The sequence below is a fragment of the Corallococcus sp. AB038B genome, from assembly GCF_003668955.1.
GTDB classification, from domain to species: domain Bacteria; phylum Myxococcota; class Myxococcia; order Myxococcales; family Myxococcaceae; genus Corallococcus; species Corallococcus exiguus.
In genome coordinates, this window is record NZ_RAWO01000002.1 from 1061974 (window position 1) to 1082794 (window position 20821).

8 protein-coding genes are annotated in these 20821 nt (G+C 67.7%); 6 read left to right on the forward strand and 2 right to left on the reverse strand.

The genetic code is table 11. The features are described from left to right. The first annotated feature begins 135 nt into the window (after positions 1–135). Positions 136–3039 (forward strand): hypothetical protein, encoded by a 2904-nt coding sequence (locus tag D7Y04_RS15405; protein ID WP_147454433.1) that lies wholly within the window; start codon positions 136–138, stop codon positions 3037–3039. Then, positions 3036–8486, forward strand: a complete 5451-nt coding sequence (locus tag D7Y04_RS15410) for a CHAT domain-containing protein (protein WP_121759796.1) — start codon at positions 3036–3038, stop codon at positions 8484–8486. Before D7Y04_RS15405 ends, D7Y04_RS15410 begins: the two co-directional genes overlap by 4 nt. Positions 8487–8506: 20 nt before the next feature. On the opposite strand, the gene D7Y04_RS15415 is transcribed toward D7Y04_RS15410, so the two are convergent. Then, the gene (locus tag D7Y04_RS15415) at positions 8507–10948 is read right to left on the reverse strand and encodes a penicillin acylase family protein (protein ID WP_121759797.1); all 2442 of its coding nucleotides are present in this window, start codon (positions 10946–10948) and stop codon (positions 8507–8509) included. A 127-nt stretch (positions 10949–11075) separates the two neighbouring features. On the opposite strand from D7Y04_RS15415, the gene D7Y04_RS15420 reads away from it, so the two are divergent. From D7Y04_RS15420 to D7Y04_RS15435, 4 genes are all read left to right on the forward strand, one after another. Further along, positions 11076–11438 carry a YciI family protein gene (locus D7Y04_RS15420; protein ID WP_120593945.1) on the forward strand — a complete coding sequence of 121 codons (363 nt, stop codon included), beginning with the start codon at positions 11076–11078 and terminating at the stop codon, positions 11436–11438. Between the two features lie 119 nt (positions 11439–11557). Further along, positions 11558–14062: an ATP-binding protein gene (locus tag D7Y04_RS15425; protein ID WP_121759798.1), complete on the forward strand. Its 2505-nt coding sequence runs from the start codon at positions 11558–11560 to the stop codon at positions 14060–14062. A 70-nt stretch (positions 14063–14132) separates the two neighbouring features. Beyond that, positions 14133–16772, forward strand: a complete 2640-nt coding sequence (locus D7Y04_RS15430) for an ATP-binding protein (protein ID WP_121759799.1) — start codon at positions 14133–14135, stop codon at positions 16770–16772. Continuing rightward, positions 16769–19555: a hypothetical protein gene (locus tag D7Y04_RS15435; protein ID WP_120593942.1), complete on the forward strand. Its 2787-nt coding sequence runs from the start codon at positions 16769–16771 to the stop codon at positions 19553–19555. Before D7Y04_RS15430 ends, D7Y04_RS15435 begins: the two co-directional genes overlap by 4 nt. 3 nt (positions 19556–19558) lie before the next feature. Here D7Y04_RS15435 and D7Y04_RS15440 read toward each other — a convergent pair whose 3' ends face one another. After that, positions 19559–20701 (reverse strand): hypothetical protein, encoded by a 1143-nt coding sequence (locus D7Y04_RS15440; protein ID WP_147454432.1) that lies wholly within the window; start codon positions 20699–20701, stop codon positions 19559–19561. Between the last annotated feature and the right edge of the window lie 120 nt (positions 20702–20821).

Sequence of the window (20821 nt, forward strand, 5' to 3'; positions counted from 1 at the left end):
CTTGGGGTGGGGTCGGACGCGACTCTCATTGCCACACGATGGGCCCGGTCGGTGACGAGAGGGTGACGCGGCCGCAAGTCTCTTCGCCTATGTTTTCGGGCCTGTCCGAAGGGTGGCACGGGCCTGGGGTGAAGGATGCGCACGCTGTACCGGGAGTTGGTCGATAGGTATTCAGGTGAGGTCACTCGTCAGGCGCTGGCGACCCTGGCGGTTCTTTCCGCGGGACAGGGGATCGACCCGAGCGATCTGGACCTTGGCAACTTCGATGCACGAAGCCTGAGTCGGTTCGCTCAAGGGAATCAGGTCCCGTGTGGATTCCATGAGAAGGACGAGGAGCGCTTGCGCGAAGCGCTCGTCAACCGTCGTCTCCCTGTCCGTACACTCGCGGAGGCTTGGACCTTCTTCAATAAGGCAGAGGGGCGGCGCCTTGAGATCGTCCAGCCGATGCTGGCACCCGGCATCCTGGCCTTCTGCGTGGACTTGCTGGCCCATCCCGATGTTCAGGCGGCTTCGGTTCATGTCCGCGCGGGGCAGGAGCGGCTTTGGCGCCTGCCACGATGGCCTCTTCGTGTCATTGCGCCAGGCGGTGCATCCGGAAGAAGGATCTCCGACTTGCTGGCGGACCTGCCCGACGTAGCGAGCGGTCCAGCGCGAAAGCAGATGGAGGGCGATCTGCTGATCGTGCCAGCGAACGTGACTACGGTTCCCGGTTCCGGAGGAACGCCTGCCGGCGGCCTGCCCCGGGCCTCCCTGGCAATCGCCATCCAGTCAGAAGAGACTGAAACGGAAGACGCGATGGTCTTCGCGCTCAGTCTGAGATTCGCCCTTGATGCGGATGCAGTGGTGGTCGTCCGTGCTTCTGAAAAGCAGCGGAACGAGTTCCTGCACACGATGCTCATTGAACTGCTGCAAGGGCGGGACTTCGACCTGGCGGTGACAACGGCGGGAAGGCAGGAACTCTATGTCCTGCCGCTTTTCCTCACCTCCCAACGGTTCCTGCGGGAAGCCCGCCTCGCGCCTCGGCTTGGAGTTGATGGGCTCGATATCCCGATGTCGCTGTCGCTTCTGGGCGCATTGTTGAATTTCCCAGCAACTATCGCCCTTCCGGCCAGCCTGCGTGAGTGGCTGGAGCTTGAGGTTCGGGAGATGGAGGGGCCCGCCCTGGCGCCCTTTGTGGCGAGACGACTCGCCCAGGAAGGCTTCGATAAGGCCGCTCAGGCCAACGGATCCTTGCTCAAGCTTCGGCGTCTGATGAATGACCGGGCCCGCGATGCCAGCGCCTCTCCGCCCGTGGGCACGAAGCCCCGCGCGAACCTGCTGGACTCCCTGGGAACGCCGAGCGGTCCAGGTGCTGCTCGCGCTTCGCGTCACCTCCACGCCAACATCTTCGCGGGTCCCTCGGGCAGTGATGCACATCCGGTCTTCGGCCCCCTGGAGTCTGGAAGGGCCTATCGGGTCGAGGTTCACATCGGCCCGCGCCTTCGCTCAGGGCAAGCCCTGCGCAAGCGCTTCCCAGCGGAAAAGCTGCCCCGCCAGAAGGCGGCACACTCCTTGACGGTCGTGTTCGCAGACATCTCCGGAGGAGAGCGCCTTCCTGAACCGCAGGTCGCTTCGTTGGTTCTTCCGAAGAACGGGGCCAGTTCACGCGCGGTGTTCAACTTCACTCCACGCTTGAAGGGACTCTTCGCCGCTCGGATCGCCATCCTGCATGACAACCGCGTTCTCCAGACGATGAACGTGAAAGCTCCCGTGGGTTTGGAGCCGCAGGATTTATCTCACTTGGCTGGCGTTCGCCTGGAACCGGAGCTGGCCCCCGCGTGGACATTGGAAGAACTCGAGACGCGGAGTTCATTCGACGCCACGCTGGTCTTGAACCACGACGAGGCCGGGACCGCGCGCGCCATGGCGGTCGCCGATGGCCAGGTCCGATGGGTCTCATTGAACGGGTTGGAAGAGGCCCTGCAAGGGATTCGTGGGCAGATCGATCAAGTCACTGACAAGGAACAGTGCCCAACGGGTCTTGAGGATCCTGCCATGGTCCGATTGCTGAGGGTGCTGGCCAAGCAAGGCAGTGATCTCTGGATGGAGGTCATTGACCAGGAGGGAGTGCCGGAGCCGCTGCGGAAGGGGACCCGGATCCAGGTCATCGAGGCACGCGATGGAACCTTCCTTCCGGTGGAGCTGTTTTACGACAGGGAGTCACCGACGGATGACGCGACGATCTGTCCCCACGCACGCCAGGCGCTTCAAGAAGGTCAATGCCCTGGAATCTGCCCACAGGGCAGGAGCGCCGAAAGCGTGGTCTGTCCACTCGGCTTCTGGGGCATGACCCGGGTCATCGAGCGTCAGCGTCGAGGACCGGCCAGCTCCGCGCCTGGGGATGTCGGCCTCCAGCTCAGTCCGACGCAACAGCAGAACCAGATCGCGCTGACACCCGGGGCGCTCTTTGGCTACAGCAGGAAGGTTGACAAGGGCGATCCTGGGAGCTCCGCGAAGGTGCTGAGCGCCCTCAAGGAATCGTTCCCAGAGAGCGACACCGCCGATGGCTGGGCGGCTTGGGAGCAGAAGGTTCAATCACTGGGACCCTCCCTCCTGGTCCTGCTCGTCCACACCGATAATGATCCAGAATCGGGGCTCCCGGTCATCGAAATTGCCAACGAATACCTGCGGCGCGCGAGGCTCAAGGCTTCACATGTCCGCAGTGACAAGGTGCCCGCGACCATCGTCCTCTTCCTGGGGTGCGATACCGCGATGCCTCCCGCTCAATACCAGAGCTTCGTGGGGCGGTTCCGCCAACTGGGGGCGGCTGTAGTGCTCAGCACCATCGCGAGCATCCGGGGGCGGCATGCCTGTCCAACGGCGGCTAACGTCATCCGTCACCTCTCCGAGGCCACCGAAGGCGTCCCACGGAACTGGGGGGATGTATTCGTGCGGATCAAACGAGAACTTCTCGCGAAGGGCGATGCCCTGGTTCTCTGCTTCGCGGCTTATGGAGACGTGGACTGGCAGTTGGTCCATCCCCGGGAGGTGGGGACATGACGCCCCAGGAAATGAAGGCGGTCGCTCGGGACATGGAATACGATGCGGAGATGGCGTCCACCGCCGCGGGGCGGAAGGCCCAGAAGGTGCTTCAGGATGCGCGCGATCAGGAGTTGAGCGGCAACCTGGAAGCAGCTTTGTCCCTGCGAAGAGAAGCGCTGAGCTACTTTTCGGATGACGATGATGGTGCGGCGGCATCATCGGCACGACATGATCTGGCCCATTCACTCACCCTGGGCGCGGCTCTGTCAGACTGGAGCGCCATCAATTCCGCCATCGGACTGTTTCGCAGGGCCCTGTCGTCTCCGTCCCGTCAGGCCAGTTTCATGCGCCGGGCACAAAGCGAGAACTCACTGGCGGTAAGCCTGCGGACGCTGGCACGTCTGCTTTCGGACGAAGACGCAACGCCAATCCACAAGGAGATCGAGCAACTCTACCGGAGCGTCATTTCGCAAACAGCTCGCTGCGACCGGGTGGGGTCGAGGCTGCTGGCGGAGGCGCACCTCAATCTGGGCAACCTCTTCTCGGAGATGGGATCGACCAACAAGGCAATTCTTGAGTACGAGCACGCCATCTCAGGGGCCTACAAGGCCATGCGCGACAAGAACGGCCCCATGCAACATGTCATCGCACGGGCGCGGTTCGGGACGGCCGAAGCACTTGTCGCGCGGGGGCGAAAGAACGATCTGTCCGCGGCGGAGACGTATGCCCGAGAGGCCGTGAAGGAGCCCGAGCCCGGACGGGAAGACCTCGGATGGATCCTGTTGGCGGAGATCGCCATGTCTGGGGCGGCACCGGAGCGGCTCGCCCTGGCGAGGGAGCATCTTCGGAAGGTGCGACCGACGCGACTGGAAAGTGCACCATGGCGCATCCGCCACGCCAAGGCGTTGCGGCGCGCGGGCGCCCCGGATGAGGCCCTGGGCGTCTTGAAGGATTGGATAGACAGGTCCATCGAGGCGCGGGCCCAGACGATCGCGGATTTCGCCGCGGACGTGGCCGCCATGGAATTCAAATCCGCGGCGGCACTGGGAGCGCGCATTCTCGCCCAGGACAAGGCGGACGGCGTGGGAGCATTCCTCCATCTGGAGAATGCAAGCGGGATGCGGTTCGCCGAGAACCTCAGCGCCTATGCATGGCGGCCGAGGGACCCATTGGCGACGAAGCTGTCGCGCGAACTGAAGCTCCATACCCACCGTGCCGCCACCTACGACGGGTGCGCACGCTCTCTGGAGCGGATGGCGCTGACCGCCCAAAGGGAGATCCTTCGAGACACCTTGAAGAGCTCCCGCGAGCTTTCGCACGAGGAACAAAGCGGCTTTCCTGACAAGGAGCATTGGATCCTGACACTTACGGCTGCACTTGCCGCGCAGGTGCCCTTGCATTACCTCCAGGCGGAGGTCGAGGCCCACGGCGAGAGAAGCATCCGGTTGAAATCCGCGCTCCTCCGTCACGACCCCCACTACGCTCAGGTCCACCGTGTCCTGGCGCGCGAAGTGGAACGCGAAGACCTCGAAGCCATCCTGCGCTCGGCGCCGGATCAGGTGTTGATACGTTTCAGTCTGGAGCTGGGGGATCTGCTCGCGGTCGCTGTGTGGATGGACGAAGAACAAATGGTCGCGAGGAGTGCCTCGCTCCAGGTGAAACCGGAGTTGCGCCGGCTCCTTCGGGCGGTTTCCCGGGGACGCAAGAAGGTTGATTTCGACCGGGTCAGCCAGTTGCTGGCCCAGCTTGACCTGGCTCCCATCCTGCCTGCCGGGCGGCGTCGCAGGGCGGTGTTGCTGCCGTCTCATTCCGCGGCCGCGCTACCGCTCGCGGCGCTGGGACCCGAAGGCAACCGGTTGATGGACCGTTTTGACTCGCTGGTCTGGCTCGCGGGTCTCCTTCCGCTGCGGATTCGCCCGGCGGCCTGTCCGCCAAGGTCCGGACATGGGGTGTTCGATCCACGCAGCACGGGTTTCAGTGATATCGCATTGTCCCAATCCCTGGCGGGTGAACGCCGGTTCGTGGGGCACGAGGCCCAGGCCAAGGCGCTGGTGCAAACCGTCGCGCAGGCCGAGACCCTTTGCATCTACACGCATGGGAAGCATGAGACCGGGGAGATGCCGTCGCTTCAGCTGTGGAACGAAGAGTGGCTGGACACGTCGGTGCTGATGGGCCACGTCGTGGGCTTGGAGCGAATGGAGATCTGGGCCTGCCAGACCGGAACGAATCGGGCGACGGACTCGTTGACCCCTCCCGCCGACGAAGCCTTCGGATTGGATTTCCTCTTCCTCCTGGCGGGAGCGCGAACCTGTGTGGGGACGCTCTGGCCCGTTCCGGACCTGGTGACGGCTGCCATCGTCAGGAGGTACCGGAACGGCCTTGCTGAAGGCCGAGACCCTGCGGTCGCGCTGCTGGAGGCACAGCGCTGGTGGTCCAGGGACGGGGTGGAGCTCCTCATCGAACAGCTGCGGCACAAGCCTCAAGCGCAGGCCATCAAGGACTTCGCCGGATTGCTGGGGCTGGACCTGGGACCCGAGGGGCTTGATTCCACTTTCGACCTGTTGGGAACAACCGCATCGGTGGATTCAGGGGGAGAGGGGATTCGCCGGGTCTTCGGATGTCCCGTCTCATGGGCAGCCATCCGCTTCGTAGGCCTCCCGGAGTGGAAGCCCGAGGAGCCCTGGTCGGAGCATTCCGAGCGGCCGCTGACCGACTCGGAGCAGGCTGTGCTCACGCGCTGCCTGTCGCTGGAGCCCATCGTACGCCCGGACTCCTATCGCGAGCAGCGGGAGCCCGTGCTCGCGCAAGCGGCGATGCTGAACCTGGGCGACGTTCCCTCCGTGGAGCAAGCCCTCCGGGTCTCGCGGCTGTTGCGCGACAGCCTCCAGGGTGCGTTCAGGAACAACGTGTTGCAGGCGCTGGCGTGGCTTCATGAGGTGCTTGCCGCTCCTGGGTTGGGTACCGCGGACCGGATTCGGTTGTCCGTCGAGGCCGCCCACCTCTGGGTGGAGGTCGCCATCCAGGAGCGATGGTTGCCCCCCGTCCCTCATCCAGTGGCACTTGCTCGGGCCGAGAGCCTGCTGGCGGATGTCCAGCGGCTGGGTGGCGGAACGAACGCGGACGGATTGGCGGCGTCGGCTCGTTTACGGCTCTTGCGCTCCGTCTATACCGCGGAGCCGGTGGACGAGGCCTTCCGCGATGCCCTGGCGCTCCTCATGCCCGCACTCGATGGCCTTCATCCCGTTTCCTACGAGGCGCTTCGTGTGGTGACGGTCGCGGTCGAGTTGCTGCCACGAGACGAAGGGGTTCCGGCGTCCTGGCGCGACGAGGTGCTCCGGCATGCACGGACCATTGCGTCGTGGGAGGAGTGCCCCCGAGAGATGGTTCCTGCCTGGCACCGGTTGCGAGTCGCACTGCATCCCTGGGGGACGGGCACGAAGGCCGCGGACATCGCACGACTTCCGTTGACGCCACGTGAGCGGGTGGGGGCGACGCTTCATGCCCTGCGAAACGAAGCATCCCGGTCCAACCCAAGCACGGTTCCCTCGGCCGTGCTTCTCACCCAGGCACTGGGCGAAATGGAGGCCAGCTTGTGGGGAACTTCCGGCGACAAGCGTCATGCCCTCGTCGTCACGGTGGGCACCTTGGGCGTTGCCTATCGAATGTTGTTGAAGTTCTACCTGTCCTCACACGAGGTGAACCGTCCTGGCAGCGAGGTGCACCTGTTGGCGTGCCTCCACTACGCAAGTGATCTGAGACTGGCTTTCCTGGGACACCTGTCATGGCTCTCCACCGGGCCCTCGGAGCAGTGGGCACGAACCCTGCGGAGTCTGAATGAATACATCCGGCGCCGGCAGGCATTGAGTGCGGCCCTGTCCAATGCGGTGCTGTTGGCGGATCCGGCATCCATCCAGAAGCGGATCCAGCCTCATCCCTTGGACCCGCATTCGTTGACGAGGCAGGCCATGAAGACGAGCCCTCGGGGTTCCTCGGGTTTGACGGCCTGGTGCCTGGAGTTGCTCATCGGCCAGTGGCAGGAGCAGGTGCGCCCCGCATGCACCGCCGCGTTCGAGGCGATTCGTACTCTGTCGCTCCTGGAGGAAGGCGCGAATCGGATTTGGGACGAAATCCTCGAACTCGACGCCACCCGGCGCTTGTTGTCCGGCGCCCAGGCGTTCCGGGGACTCCCAGCGGCGCTGGAACCTGGCTTGGACCTTGAATCGAACGAGCGGCGGCTGGGCTCCCTCAAGGAGGGATTCGGCCTGCTGGGGCTGACCCTGATCCCCGACGATACCCTTTTGGTCATCGCGTGGTGGAACGACGGGGGAGGGCCGCGAGGACGAACACTCCGGATCCCCGCTGAGGCAGTGCGCGCGGCTCTGGGCGATCTGCTTGGGACTTCGAGGGAGGACACGAGTTCGAGGCGAGGAGTCGCTAGAGATCGCCGCCATGCATGGCAGCGGCTGGAAGACGCGCTGGCCCCAGCGCTGGCGGCCCTTCTGGACGAAGCCCAGTCTGGACAGCGATTGCGTTGGCGCGTGTTTGCTCCGGGCGCTCTGCGCGCACTTCCCTTGTTGGGAATCCGCCTGGGGCGTGGCGAGCTGCTTGCCGAGCAGGTGGAGGGACTCTTCCATGTTCCCTCGGAGGGGTTCGGTCGTCTCGGCGCTCCTCAGCCTTCAGGGGAAGACTTCACGGCGTGCCTGTTGGCTCCGGCGGGAACGACAACGTGTTTCGGTGAAGCCGCATTGACGACCTTGCATGGGGTGAAGCCGCCGGAGCAGTTCATTCAGGCCCCACGCAATCCAGCGTCCAGTGCCTTTGAGTTGGATGCCTTGCAGGCGCACGCATCAAGAATCAGGGTGCTGCGCATCTACGGAGTCGGGCGCCCCGAGTCCATCAACGACGCGACGGCGAGTTTCCGACTGGCGGATGGGCGTTCCCTGGTGGAAGGAAATCTGGTCGATTTGCTGATGCCTCACTGCCGGGTCGTGGAGTTGTGGGCCTCCACGGCGGGAAGGGCTGACCGCGAGCGCCTTCTGTTTGACCACGAGGACCGGATTCCGGGCCTCGCGGCGAGCTTCCTGGCCGCGGGGGCGGCGGCAGTCATCGATCTGGCATGGCCAGTCCACGATGTGATCAAGGCGCTGGTCTGCGAGCAGTATGGCTGGTGGAGTCAGCGATCAGGCCACGGGTCGGAAATGCTCGCGCAAGCACTGGAGGCGGTTGCCGGGATGCTGCGAGTGCTTCGGTCGCGGGCCGGATTGAAAACGGCCCACGACGTCCTGGTGGCGCTGGATGACCTGCGTCGGACGCAGGTCCAAGAAATCTTGAAGCGCCCTGTCGCCATCACTCCGTTCGCGGCACATTCCAACGTACCGGAGGTCGCCGGTTCATCAGGCGCGGAGTTGCTTGATGAATTGGGACAGGGCGTTCATCTAGGGGCCTTCCGCTGGTGGGGCGCTTGAGGACGTAGGCCCCTGACTCGCTACTCGAGCTTCGACGTGGCGTCGATGGTCAGCTCCAGCGTCGTGAGCTCTGGATCCGCGAGGATGTCCGCTTCGTTGAAGCGCACGGGACGGAAGTGCTTGCCGGAGAAGAGGTCCGTCTGGTCAGCGAAGTGCGGAGACGCGGGGTCGTTGGACTCCGCGTAGGAGAGGACCGCGTTCGCCTTGGGTCCCTCCGGCGTGAACTCCATCACCATGAGGAAGCTGGTCCCGAAGTCGACCAGGTAGCCTTCCGGCGTGAGCCCCGTGCCGGGGGAGAGCAGCGGGCCCTGCGGCTGGGACTGCGGCAGCAGCGTCGCGTTCGCGCCGGAATAGCCGACGACGTTGGTGACGCCCTCGAAGGCCGCGCCGCCGTGCAGGGGCACCTTGCGGTCTTCCTTCCACGCGAACTGCACGTCGCCCAGCTTCGTGCCCAGCGCGATGCCCGCCTTGCCCAGGAGCGCCACGGCCTCCGCCAGCTTCTGGTTCACCGGATCCACGCCGGACTCCGGCGCGGGGACCAATCCCGACGGCGTCACCGCCGCCCGGGCCGGATCGAAGGGCTGCGTGAAGAGGGTGCCCTTGTCCACGAGGTCGGAGCGGTTGAAGCCGTTGAGGAACTCACGCCAGACGATGGCGCCCGAGCGGTCCAGGTCCAGCCGGCCATCCCAAGCCGAGATCATCTGGCACGCTTCCGCGATGTCCACCGGCGCGCCCTCGACGACGATGGGCTCCGCGCCCTGGCAGCGCTGCACCACGGCCGTGCGCAGTTGCTCCGCCACCCAGGTGCGGTTGCTCAGGATGGCCTGCTCGGCCTCCTGGCGCGTGAAGCGCCCGTCGCTCCCGGCCGCCGCGGTGTCACCCTGTTCGGTGATCAGCGTGAGGTTCATGTGCGAGCGCGTGCTCATGCGGCCGCGCGTCCCGAAGATTTCGTAGAGGAAGGGCAGGTCGAGCAGGGGAGAGGCGGGGTTGGTGAACGTCGCCGGATCATTCGCGTTCATCACGAAGTCCGTGCGGCGGAGCTGCGGCATGACGGTGGTCGGCACCAGGCCGTGCGACTCGCTGTCCAGGCCCACCCATTCGTCGCGGGACGTGCTGCCGTCCAGCAGGACGAGCCCCAGTGACGCGAACACCGGCGCGTCCGGGGTGGACGCGAGCGAGTCGCGATACGCCGCGACGGTGGCGGGGCTCAAATAGGGGACCCGCGACGCGTCCACGTAGCGCGTATCGCCGTCCGCGCTCGTCATGAGCGTGTTCACCCAGGGCGCTCCGCGCACGGTGCGCTCCACCTCCGCGGCTTCGCCGATGTCTCGGGCCGTGTTCAGGCGCACCCAGTGCTCCGCGAAGCGCGGGTTGTCCTCGGTCGCGTCGCGCGTCGTGTACGCGGTCTCGTCCGTCCAATCCGCGCCGGGGCCGGCCAGGATGGGGCCGTAGTGGCTGCGCCAGAACGTGCGCGTCTCCTGCGTCATGCCGCCGTCGTCCCCTCGCACGTTGACGGTGACGGTCCGCGACGTCATGCGGCGCGTCGTCCCGTCATAGACGTACGCCGTGGTGTCGCCCGGCACGAGCTTGAGCCGGTACAGCGTCAGGTGGCTCGACGCCGTCACCGTGTGCGTCCACGCGATGTCCCGGTTGAAGCCGATGTTGATCGCCGGAACGCCCAGCAGGGACACACCGTACACGTCGAGCTTGCCGGGGATCGTCTGGTGGCTCTCGTGGAAGCGGAGGCTGCCCTCCCAGGGGAAGTGCGGGTTGGCCACGAGCATGCCCCGGCCGCTGGCCGTCTTCTCGCGGCCCAGCGCCCAGCCGTTGCTGCCCAGCTCATCCTTGCGCGGAGACAGCGCGAGCGGCCTCGACTGGAGCCGCTCGCCTCCCGTCTCCGCGCTCGGAGGCTGCGCGTTGCCCACGTAGCCGAGCAGCGGGATCAGCGTGTCGAACAGCGACAGGTCCAGGTGGTACGCCATGAGGTCGTACGCGCTGATGGGCTTCACCCACGTGGCGCCCCGGCAGGGCTCGGGACGCTGAGCGGCCGGTACATCCGCGAGGTACTGGTTGTAGCCAGCGGCATAGCCCTGCACGAGGTCGCGCAGGTCCTGCGACTGCTCCGCGAAGCTGGCCTCGGCGCGGGTCCGCAGCGCGAGCCCCAGGTAGGTGAAGTCGCTTTCGAGGAAGGCGTCCTGCGGGCCCCGGCCCAGGTAGCGAGCGCGCTCGCCACGGACCTTGAGGAACTGATCCGCGAGGATGCAGACCGCGTCCTGCGCCTGCGCGTAGCCGATTCCAGCGCCCAGGCTGCGATAACCGTCGGCCTGGATGTGGGGGACACCGTACGACGTGCGGTGGAGGGTGGCCTTGAGCGGGGAGGGCGCCGGCGGGTCGTCGTTCCGGCAGCCACTGAACGCCGTCAGGGTCAGCAACAGGGGGAGGGAGATTCGGGATGTGCGCATGGGTCGTCAGCCTCGCAGACAGGGCTGACAAGGATATCCGCTCTAAGCCAAGTATCCGTGACCACGAGGGTAGTAGCGGTCGCGTGGGACCGGTGGCATAGGCTTCGCCCCAAAAAAGGAGCAGGCCATGGCGTACATGCTGGTGGTGAGGCAGACCATTGGAGGGAAGTCCCAGACGGCGGAAGGGAAGCGCGTCTCGGCGGACCGGATGGAGCGGATGCTGGGTTTCGGGGCGGCGCTCCAGAAGCGCGGCATCCTCGTAGCGGCGGACTCCCTGCGTTCGGACGAGGAGGGCATCCGGGTGGAGCGGCGCGATGGGAAGCTGAGCTTCAGCGACGGGCCGTTCACGGAGTCCAAGGAGATCATCGGCGGCTTCTTCCTCATCAACGTGGAGACGCGCGAGGAGGCGGTGGAATGGGCCACGCAGTGCCCCGCGGCGGAGTGGTCCACCGTCGAGGTCCGCCAGTGCGGTCCCTGCTACGACGAATAGACCGTCTGGGCCATCCCTCTTAAGGGGGATGGCCTGTATCCCGCCTCGCGGGATGTGATGCTCTCCCTTGAAGGCATGCCCTGCGCGCATGCCAACTCTTGACCCGAGGGGGGAGCGTCATGAAGGTCCTGATTGGAGACACCGTCGTCCTCAAGCAGCAGGCGGGCAACCCCATTGGGATCGTGACCCGGCGCAATGGCAACACGCTCACGGTCCGGTTGCCCTGGCAGGACAACACGCTGGAACGTGTGTCCCGCTCCGACGTGGAGCCACTGGCCGTGGGGATGGCGGATGCGCGCAAGCGTCAGGCGAAGTTCAGCAACTCGCTGAGTCTGGCGGGTCAGTCGTCGCTCGCGGACCTGGTCAAGGCGTTTGGTTACGCCACGGACGTCAAGATGCAGCGCTCCTCGCTGGGCAATGTCGTGCGCCAGCTCGAGCGGGCGGGCCTGGACGTCAAGCCGACGACCGGTAGCTGGGATCGCTACGCGCCGTTTGTCCTGGGGCTGAAGAATGCCCTGCTGGATCCCTCCGAAATCGAGGAGGACGAGGCGGATGAGGAGGAGGCGCCGGAGCCGGGCCTGCCCTCATCCTTCGCGCTGCCCCAGCCCTTCTGGCCCAGCGCTCTGGGACTGTCGCAGGAGCGGGAGGTCGCATTCCTTCGCGCCCTGACCGCCGCCGAGCCCATCCTCGCGCTCCTGTACCTGCCGGACAGCCGAAGTGCCGCGGACTGGTTGCAGGCCACCTGGGAAGGCTTGATGGGCTGGGCGTATCGCTCGGCCCAGCGCTTCATCCGCACGCCGAGCGGCGGCGAGCCTCCTTCCGCGGCGGTCGTCCGCGGTCCTCCTACGCTGCTGCACGGCTATCTCAGGCCATCCGTCCTGGCCTCGGAGGGGTCCCGGCTCCAGGACGCTCCACGCACGCTCAACCTCGTCGCGCTCCGGCGCGATGCGGACGCTCCCGTGGATCAGCAGCGGCTGCTCTCCACCTGGCCGGGCCCCGTCTTCGAGTTCGATGCCACGGCGATCTCCAGCGAGGGGACGCCTGTGTCGCGGCTGCTGCTGATGGTGGGCGGCAAACCCGAGAAGGCAACGGATGCCATCGTGGCGGAGTTGTCTCCGTTGAAGCTGGTGCTATGGAGCCGCGAGGCCTGTGCTCACGGCTCCGCGCAGGCGATGAACTCCTGGGGCGAAACGCTCAAGCGCGCTCCTTTCTCCCGGTTCAAGGGCGGCAACGAAAGCGCCACGGCGCTGTCACTGAAGGCGCGCCTTGCGCAGTGGGTGGGGCTGCGCAGTCCGGACGCCGAGCTCGAGTTCGAACACCGCCGTGAGGAGGTGCTGGACGAGGACGGCACCACGCAGGAGGTGACTCGGACCGACCTTCATGTGGAGGAGCTGGGGAGCTTCGAGGTCGAGACGCTGCTGGGAAGCGGGCCGATGGAGGCCTTCTATCACCGGAAGATCTTCTCGCGGCGCAAGGCGGGAGAGTCCTTCTCGCTCGTCGTTCCCAGCGAAGCCCTGCTCTGGGCGGGCCCGTTCCTGGCGGACATCGCCCACCATCTGGGAGAGGACGGCGCGGTGCTGGTGCCCGTGGCGGGGACTGCCTTCGCGAAGCTCGAACCGCGGCCGCTGACGGAGAGCGCCTCGGAGGTGAAGGATCCGGAAGAGGCCCGGCGTGAGTCCACCATCGAGCCGGTGGAGCGCGACGTGGATCGGCTGCCGGGGCTTGCGGACGTGGCGGGCTACACCGCCGTCAAGCAGCGGATCCAGCGCGACATCATCTGGCCGGAGCGCCGGGGCACGTTGCTGCGCAATGTCTCGCGGGCTTCCGGCATCCTCTTCTTCGGGCCTCCGGGATGCGGCAAGTCGCTGCTGGCCCGGGCCATCGCGGGAGAACTCGAACAGGAAGTACGGCTGCTCTCTCCGTCGGACCTGCGGGGGCCCTACGTTGGTTGGGGCAACCTGATGATCCGCGAACAGTTCGACTGGGTCGTGGAGCAGGAGAAGCGGATGCTCGTGCTCGACGAACTGGACGCGGTGGCGCGTTCGCGGCGCAACGGTCAGATGCACAGCGATGAGAAGGCGGATGTGAACGAACTCCTCGTCCAGTTGGACCGCGCGGGTCGGCTGCGCAGGATCATCGTGGGAACGACCAACTTCCTGGGCGCGCTCGATGAAGCGGTCATTCGGAGTGGCCGGTTCGGACGCTACGTCCCCGTGCCACCTCCCGATCTCGATGAGGCGATCGAGATCGTCTCCTACTACCTGAAGCGGCTGGGGCGCGGTGGTCAGCCGGTCTTCGTTCCCAGTTTTGCCGAACTGCACGACATCCTGGGTCCGCTGTTCCTGGGGAACCGGAGGAGCCAGCGCTTCTTCTCAGGCTCGGATCTGGAGGCCGCTGTCACGGAGGCCTACCTCCGGTGCGCGCAACGCGACACCCCGATGGACACGTTGGATCCAGATGAGGCCCCTGTGCGCCTGACCCGGGAGGAGCTGGCCTCCGCGCTGGAGGGCGGTCCCCGGTCTGTTTCGGCACACTCCATCCGGCGCTTCCTGAAGGAGACCCAGCGTCATTGTGGCGCCGCTCTCGCGGAGATCCTCGCGCAACGCTTCGACGCGAAGGAGTAGGGCGCTCGACATCCCGCCTGACTCCAGGGCGATTCGCACGGCGGTGTCCCCCGACCATCCTCCGGGGTCCATGGCCACGACACCGCATGATGCCCCGGAGGCGGGTCAGCCGTACCTGCCCACGCCCCAGGCGGAGGCGCAGGCCTTCGCGTGGGACGACCTGCTGACGCCCACCCGCCAGGGACTCCGGGAGCTCTTCTCCTGGCTGGAGGCGGCCTGCGAGGGCAGCGCGGAAGCGGCCAGCACCGAACATCTCTCCACCAGCCTCCTCGTCTCCGGCGCCCGGGGCTCCGGTAAGACGACCCTCCTGCTCAGCGCCGTGCAGGCGCTGCGGGACTGGAAGTCCTTCGTGCGCGGGGCGCCCGGTCCGGAGGTGCCCGCGCTGTCGCGGACGCTCGAACGGCTGGAGCGGCGCATCCTCTGGCTGGAGCCGCTCGACCTGGAACCCGTACCAACACAGGCGAACCTGCTGGCCACGCTGCTGGTCCGCGTGCGGGCCGCGTTGGATCAACCCCGTCGCGGGAAGGGCGCGCGCGGCGAGTCCTCCCGGTGGGCGTCCTCCATCCTGGAGGAGGGCGCGGAGGAGACGTGGGGAAAGTTGGATCACCTCATCCGCGACGCGTCGTTCATGTGGGAGGACATCCCGACCACCACCGATGCCCGCGTGCGCGCGGAGCAGCAGATCCGCGCGTCGGAGATCTACGCCAACTTCCAGCCGCGCTTCGCCGACGCCATGGAGGACGTGGCGCGCACGCTGTCCATGCCGCGCTTCGGCGCGTCCGGCGGTGACCAGGTGCTGCTGGTGCTGCCCATCGACAACGTGGACCGCAGCATCGAGCACCTCTACAACATCGTGAAGCTCACGCGCATGGTGGCCAGCCGCCACCTCTGGTTCGTCCTGGCCGCCGGACACCAGGAGTTCCAGCGCTTCATGGAGCGCTCCTTCCAGAAGGAGCTGATCATCTCCGGTCAGGCCGGCATCGGTGCGCGCGGCCAGGAGGAGACGCTCGCCATCGCCCGGCGCCAGGCAGCCACCACGCTGCGCCGCGCGCTGCCACCCAGCTACCGCATCGCGCTGGACCTGGTGGAACCCCACGAGGCCTGGCGCTTCCCCGTGGACGGGCGAGGTGAGCCGCTGGGCTCGCTGCTGCGGCGCCTGCGACTCCCGGCCGGAAAGCGGACGGAGTCGCGCGTGCTGGAGACCTTCGCGGATCTCTTCGACCTGCAAGCCCGCCTCGCGCCCGACGTGGCGCGCTGCTACCGCGAAGCCCTCCGCAATGACGACGCGGAGGCCCGCGAAAGCGAAGCGCGCCCGGACGAGCCGCTCCTCCACCACGTGGGACGACTCGCGCTCACGCTGCCCGCGCGCACCCTGCAGGACCTGTGGCACGCCGTCCGGCGCGAGGTCATGTGCTCCGCCGCGCCCACCACCGGGGCCGCACCGGAGCAGGGCGAACCCGTGGTCCGCATCGCCTCGGAGATGCTCCGCAACGCCATCGACGAGAGCGACCTGCCGGCCTGGGCCAGCGAGCTACTGCACCACCGCATCCTCCGTCAGGATGACCAGGGCCGCGTCTGCCTGGACCTGACGGGCAAGCCCATCCGCCGCTCCAAGCGCACCAGCCTCCACGGCGTCCTGCAGGCGCCGCCGCGCGCTCCCGGTGGAAACGGGACGGGCGCGCACGCCCGGGTGCTGGGCACGGAGGTGCACCTGCGCCGCTTCCACGAGGTGGTGCTGGTGCTGGAGGACCTGGAGGTACCTGGCCGCGAAGCGCCGCTGCCCGCGAACGTCGCCGGCTGGTTCATGGTCCTGCATGACGTGCTGATGCTCTTCGAGCGTCCCCGCGTGCTGAGCGCGGACGTGACTGCCCTGGAGATGAGCCCGGAGATGATCGCCACCGTGCACGAGTTCTGGTCGGGCCGTGCGCGCGGGGAGCCGTTCGTCCAGGCCGCGTTCTGGTGGACGCCGCCCTCGTGGAACACCTTCATCGAGTTCGCCATCCTCACCGCGCAGTGGCGCGCGTTCCTCGTGCGACTCTCCCGGGGGTTCCTCACCGCCGGGGACGGGGAGGACGCCACCCTGCGCGCCCGCTTCATCCAGGCCGCGTGGGTGGAGAACATCTGCTCCGTGGCCGGAATGGCGATGGGCCAGTGGAACTGGGGCGATGAACGTCAGGGCGCCATGTCCGTGCTGAAGGCCTCGCGGCTGACCCTCTCGCTGGAACGCTATGAACAGTGGGTGCGCGACGCGGTGGCGGAGCTCGTCACGCGGATCCGTAAGCACAGCGCCGGGTATGATCGGCTCTGGACGGCGCAGGTCTGGCTTCGCGACATGCTGCCGCTCCAGGTGCTGCCGGAGTTCGCGCTCGCCTTCGATGCGCGGAGCCTGCTGCGCCAACCGTCCGGTGTCTCCAGTCCGAATGAAGGCTGGGACATCCTGGTGAAGGACTGGCGCACCCAGGCGCCCCGGCTGGCGGCCTTCCGGCATCAGCGGGTGCGCGACGCGGTGAACCGCTCCAGCGCGGCGGAGTCGCTCCGTCAGGCGCTCGGCGCGGGCGGCGGGCGCGCGTCGGAGACGTACTACGGCTGGCTCGATACCCTGGTGGACGCCTGGTTCGCGGTGGTGGACCACGACGGGGATCCGCTGGCGGGGGTGGTGCTGGGCCTGACGCCCCACCTGAACCCGCCGTCCCCGGATGATCATCCGTGAGCAGCGAGGGCGCACGCCCACCGCCGGGAAACCTGGCACCTCGCCGCGTCCCGGAGGCCTTCGTCCGAGCGGAGGTCGCCAGCTTCCCGCTGACGAGCCTCGGGGCCTTCCGATCGGCGGTGACGGAGTTGGTGCCGTCGCTGGACGCGGAGGCCGGCGGCCCCACGCGCGCGCTCTGGCGCGAGTGCGAGAAGAGCCTGTCGGAGCATGCCAGCGGCTGGTCGTTGGACCGGATCATCGCCGTGCGCGACGCGTTCTGGTTTCCCTCGCGAGGCCACGTCAGCCACCGGCAGGCCCCGCGCAAGGGCGTGTCGATGTTCCACTACCTGCGGAACCTGGCGGACACGCACCTGGAGCGCAGGCCCGGCGTCACCGTCATCTTCCAGGGCACGGGCGCGGAGGCGGTGGAGGCGCTGACGCACTACCGCTGGCTCACCTTTGCGATGCCGGAGGACCTGCTGCTGGCGGCCGTGCCGGTGGAGCCGCCTCCCACGCGCGTGGACATCGAACCGCCGCTGCTGGTGCGCCACCTGTTGGATCGCGGCGTGGCGGAGGTGCACCACCACGTCGGCGCGGGCATGGACTTCCCGCTCCTGTGGGCGTCGCTGCTGTCCTCCGTGGGAGACGCGGGCCTGGATCCGCGCACCCTGACGGGGCCGGGCCTTCCCTTCGACGAAGGCGAGGTGATGCTTCGCTGGTTGCTGGCGACCGCGGTGACCCGTTGTGTCCTCGCGGAGATCCTGCTGCGCCGCGAGACGCCTTCGCTCCTGGACTTCGTGCGCGGCCTCTCGGAATCCCAGGCATGGCTGCCACAGCGGCGGCGCGTGCTCTCACGCACGCTGGAGGCGCTCTCGCGGGGCCGGCGGGAGATCCTCCCGGCGCTGGATGAGCTGCGAGGCCTCTACGAGGACCTCCACCCGCTGGCGGCCCGCAACGTGACCGACCCGCCCGCCACGCTCGATGAAGTATGGCGGCGGTGTGATCCGGTGGCCTTGCGGCTGCGCCTGAGCAGCCCCAATGGAGGGGAGCGCTGGCTGGTGCGCGCGGGTCTGAACCACCTGGGGCGCATGGAGCGCGCGGGCGAGCACGACGTGCACTTCGACCGACTCTTCTGGCAGGTCCAGCGCGTGCGGTGCATCAGCTACCGCGCCTACGTGCAGCGACCGCTGACCGCGGGCCTCCAGTGGTTCATCCGTTTCTATGGCCGGCCAGCCGCGATGAAGCGCCCCCTGCGCGCCGTGCGCGCGGAGGTGTCCTACGCGGTGGCGGGCGGTGACCAACCCATCGCCGCGCTGGAGGTCCGCACGAGCCTCGCGAACGATCCCATCCGCATCGCGGAGGAGTTGGCCTCCCTCACGCAGTCATGGCGGGGCGTGCTGGGCCGCACGGGAGAGCGCGCCGTCGGAGGGCGCCCGCCGGAGTTCGGCGTGGTGATGCACCTCATCAAGGCCCGGGACCCCGGCCGGAACTGGACGCAGGGGCAGCCGCCCGCGCACGGCATGGGCACGTACGCGGAGCCGGTGCCCGAGGGCCGCGTGCGGCTGGGCGGACGGTTCTCCGACTACTTCGCCTCGCAGTCGGTGCAGGTGGAGGCGCTGGTGGATCTGCTGAAGGCGGTACCGCTGTCGCTCTGGCTGGTGCGAGGCCTGGACGTGGCGTCGGATGAGCTGAGTGTGCCCACGTGGGTGCTGGCGCCGCTGTATCGCTACGTGCGGTGGGGCGCCGCGCGCGCCGCGACGAAGCGGGAGGCCCGGGGCGCTCCACCGCTCCGGCTGACGTCGCACGTGGGCGAGGACTACCGGCACCTCATGGAGGGCCTGCGCCGCATCTACGAAAGCCTGCACTACCTGCTGGACCGCACGGGAGGCCGGCTGGGCCACGCCACCGCGCTGGGCGTGGAGCCCGGGATGTGGGCGGAGTCCGTGGGCGCGGTGATGATGCCGGCCGAGGACCGGCTCTGGGACCTGGTCTTCGAGTGGCGCCTCTACGGCGACTACCGGCTGCCACCGGCGCTGGCCGCGGAGGCACCTCCCGGAAGGCCGCAGCGCGTGGAGAACATGCTGCGCGAGCTGTCCGAGTCCGTCTTCGGAGACTGCATCGCGCCGCACGTGCTGGCCGAGGCGCACCACGTGCTGCACAACCTCTGGTGCCCGCCGCTGGCGCGGGAGGAGGGCGGCGTGGGGCTGGATGCCTTCAGCCGCACCTTCCGCCGGCTGAACTGGACCCGGGTGCTCAACGCGGAGCAGGTCCGCGGCCTCCTCATGGCCTACCGGGAGGACGAGCGCGTGTTCCAGCGGGGGCAGCAGCTGGTGGACATCCCGCTGGATGCGTCGGAGGTGGACGCGCTCCGGGCGGTGCAGGACGCGATGCGCCGGCACGTGGGCGCGCGGGGGACCGTCGTGGAGGTGAACCCGTCCAGCAACCTGCTCATCGGCAACCTGATGGACTTGCGCAACCACCCCATCCTGCGGCTCAACCCCCCGCGCGCGGATGACAACGCCCCCCCGCCGGTGCCCATCGCGTTGGGCGCGGACGACCCCGTCACGTTCTCCACCTTCCTGCTGCGCGAGTACTCCCTGCTGCACGAAGCGGCGCGCAGCGCGGGCTACTCCGAGCGGGTGGTGCACGAATGGCTGTCCAACATCCGCCAGACGAGCATGGACGCGCGCTTCACCGCGCCCTGGCGCCCCAATGCCCTGCAGATGGCGGACGAGCTGCTGGCCGCGCTGGCCCGCTTCGCCCGGAGGGCCGTGCCCCGCCACGAAGCCTCCGCGCCCACTTGAGCCTCACCGCGGCGCTGGCACCGGCGTGCGAGGCGGCGGCGTGCTGGCGGAGCTGGACGGAGGCAGCACCTTCTCCGACTGGCCGAGGAGCCGGCCCAGCACCTTGTCCATGATGGAGCTCAGGAGCTTGTCCGCGGACCAACCCGCGACGACCGCCAGCGCCATCAGCGTGAAGAACACGGCCTGGTTGTCACTCACCACGATGTGGAAGAGGGCAGGGCTGGGATCCACCCCGGTGCTTCCCGTCCGCGTGTCCACCGACAGCAGCATGCGGGACTGCTCCAGGAAGAGGAGCATCAGCGCCGCGAACGCGCCGATGACGGGCTTCACCATCAGGTGGTAGGCGAAGAAGCGGCCCGTTGCCCCCGTGGCGACGACGAAGCGCTCCTTCGACAGCATGTTGGAGATGATGGCCCCGGAAGCCCCCGCGAAGCCCACCAGGAGCAGGCCCCGGGGAATCAGCTCCCCCGGCCAGGTCTGGATCAACTCCCGCGTCAGCAGCACGAAGGAGATGACGAAGACAGCCAGCAGCAGGAGCGTGCTGAAGACCTGCAACGTGACATTGATGGAGAGCTGCCAGAACGTCTTGTCCACCTGCTGGTTGACGGTGTCGAGCGCCCCGCGAAGCACGCTGCGGCAGTAGCGGGACTCCTCCGCGTCGAGGGGCGGGGGAGCAACGCCTCCGGACTCGTCCACGCGGGTGAGCTGGCGCACGCTCCGGGGCAGGGGACCGCTCGCCCTGTCCGCGCCGAGCCAGAGGTGGGCCCGCGAGTCGGTCACCCGGCGCTCGAACTGCTGTTGGATCTCCAGCGCCCGGGGCACCAGCATGGACGCGGGCATCACCAGCAACAGCAGCCCGTCGACCTCATGGATGAGCTCCCAGAAGGAGAAGGACCAGCGCCCCGTGGGCTTGTCCAGGCACCACCGCGCGGCCTCCAGCTTCTCCTGGCATTGCCGCAGGATGGCCGTCTCCTCGGCGGTGAGATCCTGGCGGATCCGGCACAGCTCGAGGAGCGAGGCGTTGCTCTCCACCCTGTTCCAGAGCAGCTGGGTGGCCGAGCCGAACCCCCACCGACGCCGCCGGAAGCCCACGCGCTTCAGCAGCTCCGGGAGCGCAGAGTCGGGGAGCGTGTCGGTGGCCGCCATGAGGCACACATGGCCACGTCTCGGGCATGTGACAACCCTCCCGCGTTGCGCGTCGCGTCAATGTCATGCCTCACCGTGCTTAGGCCGCAAGCATTGATTAGCTGGAACCGGGGCTGATAC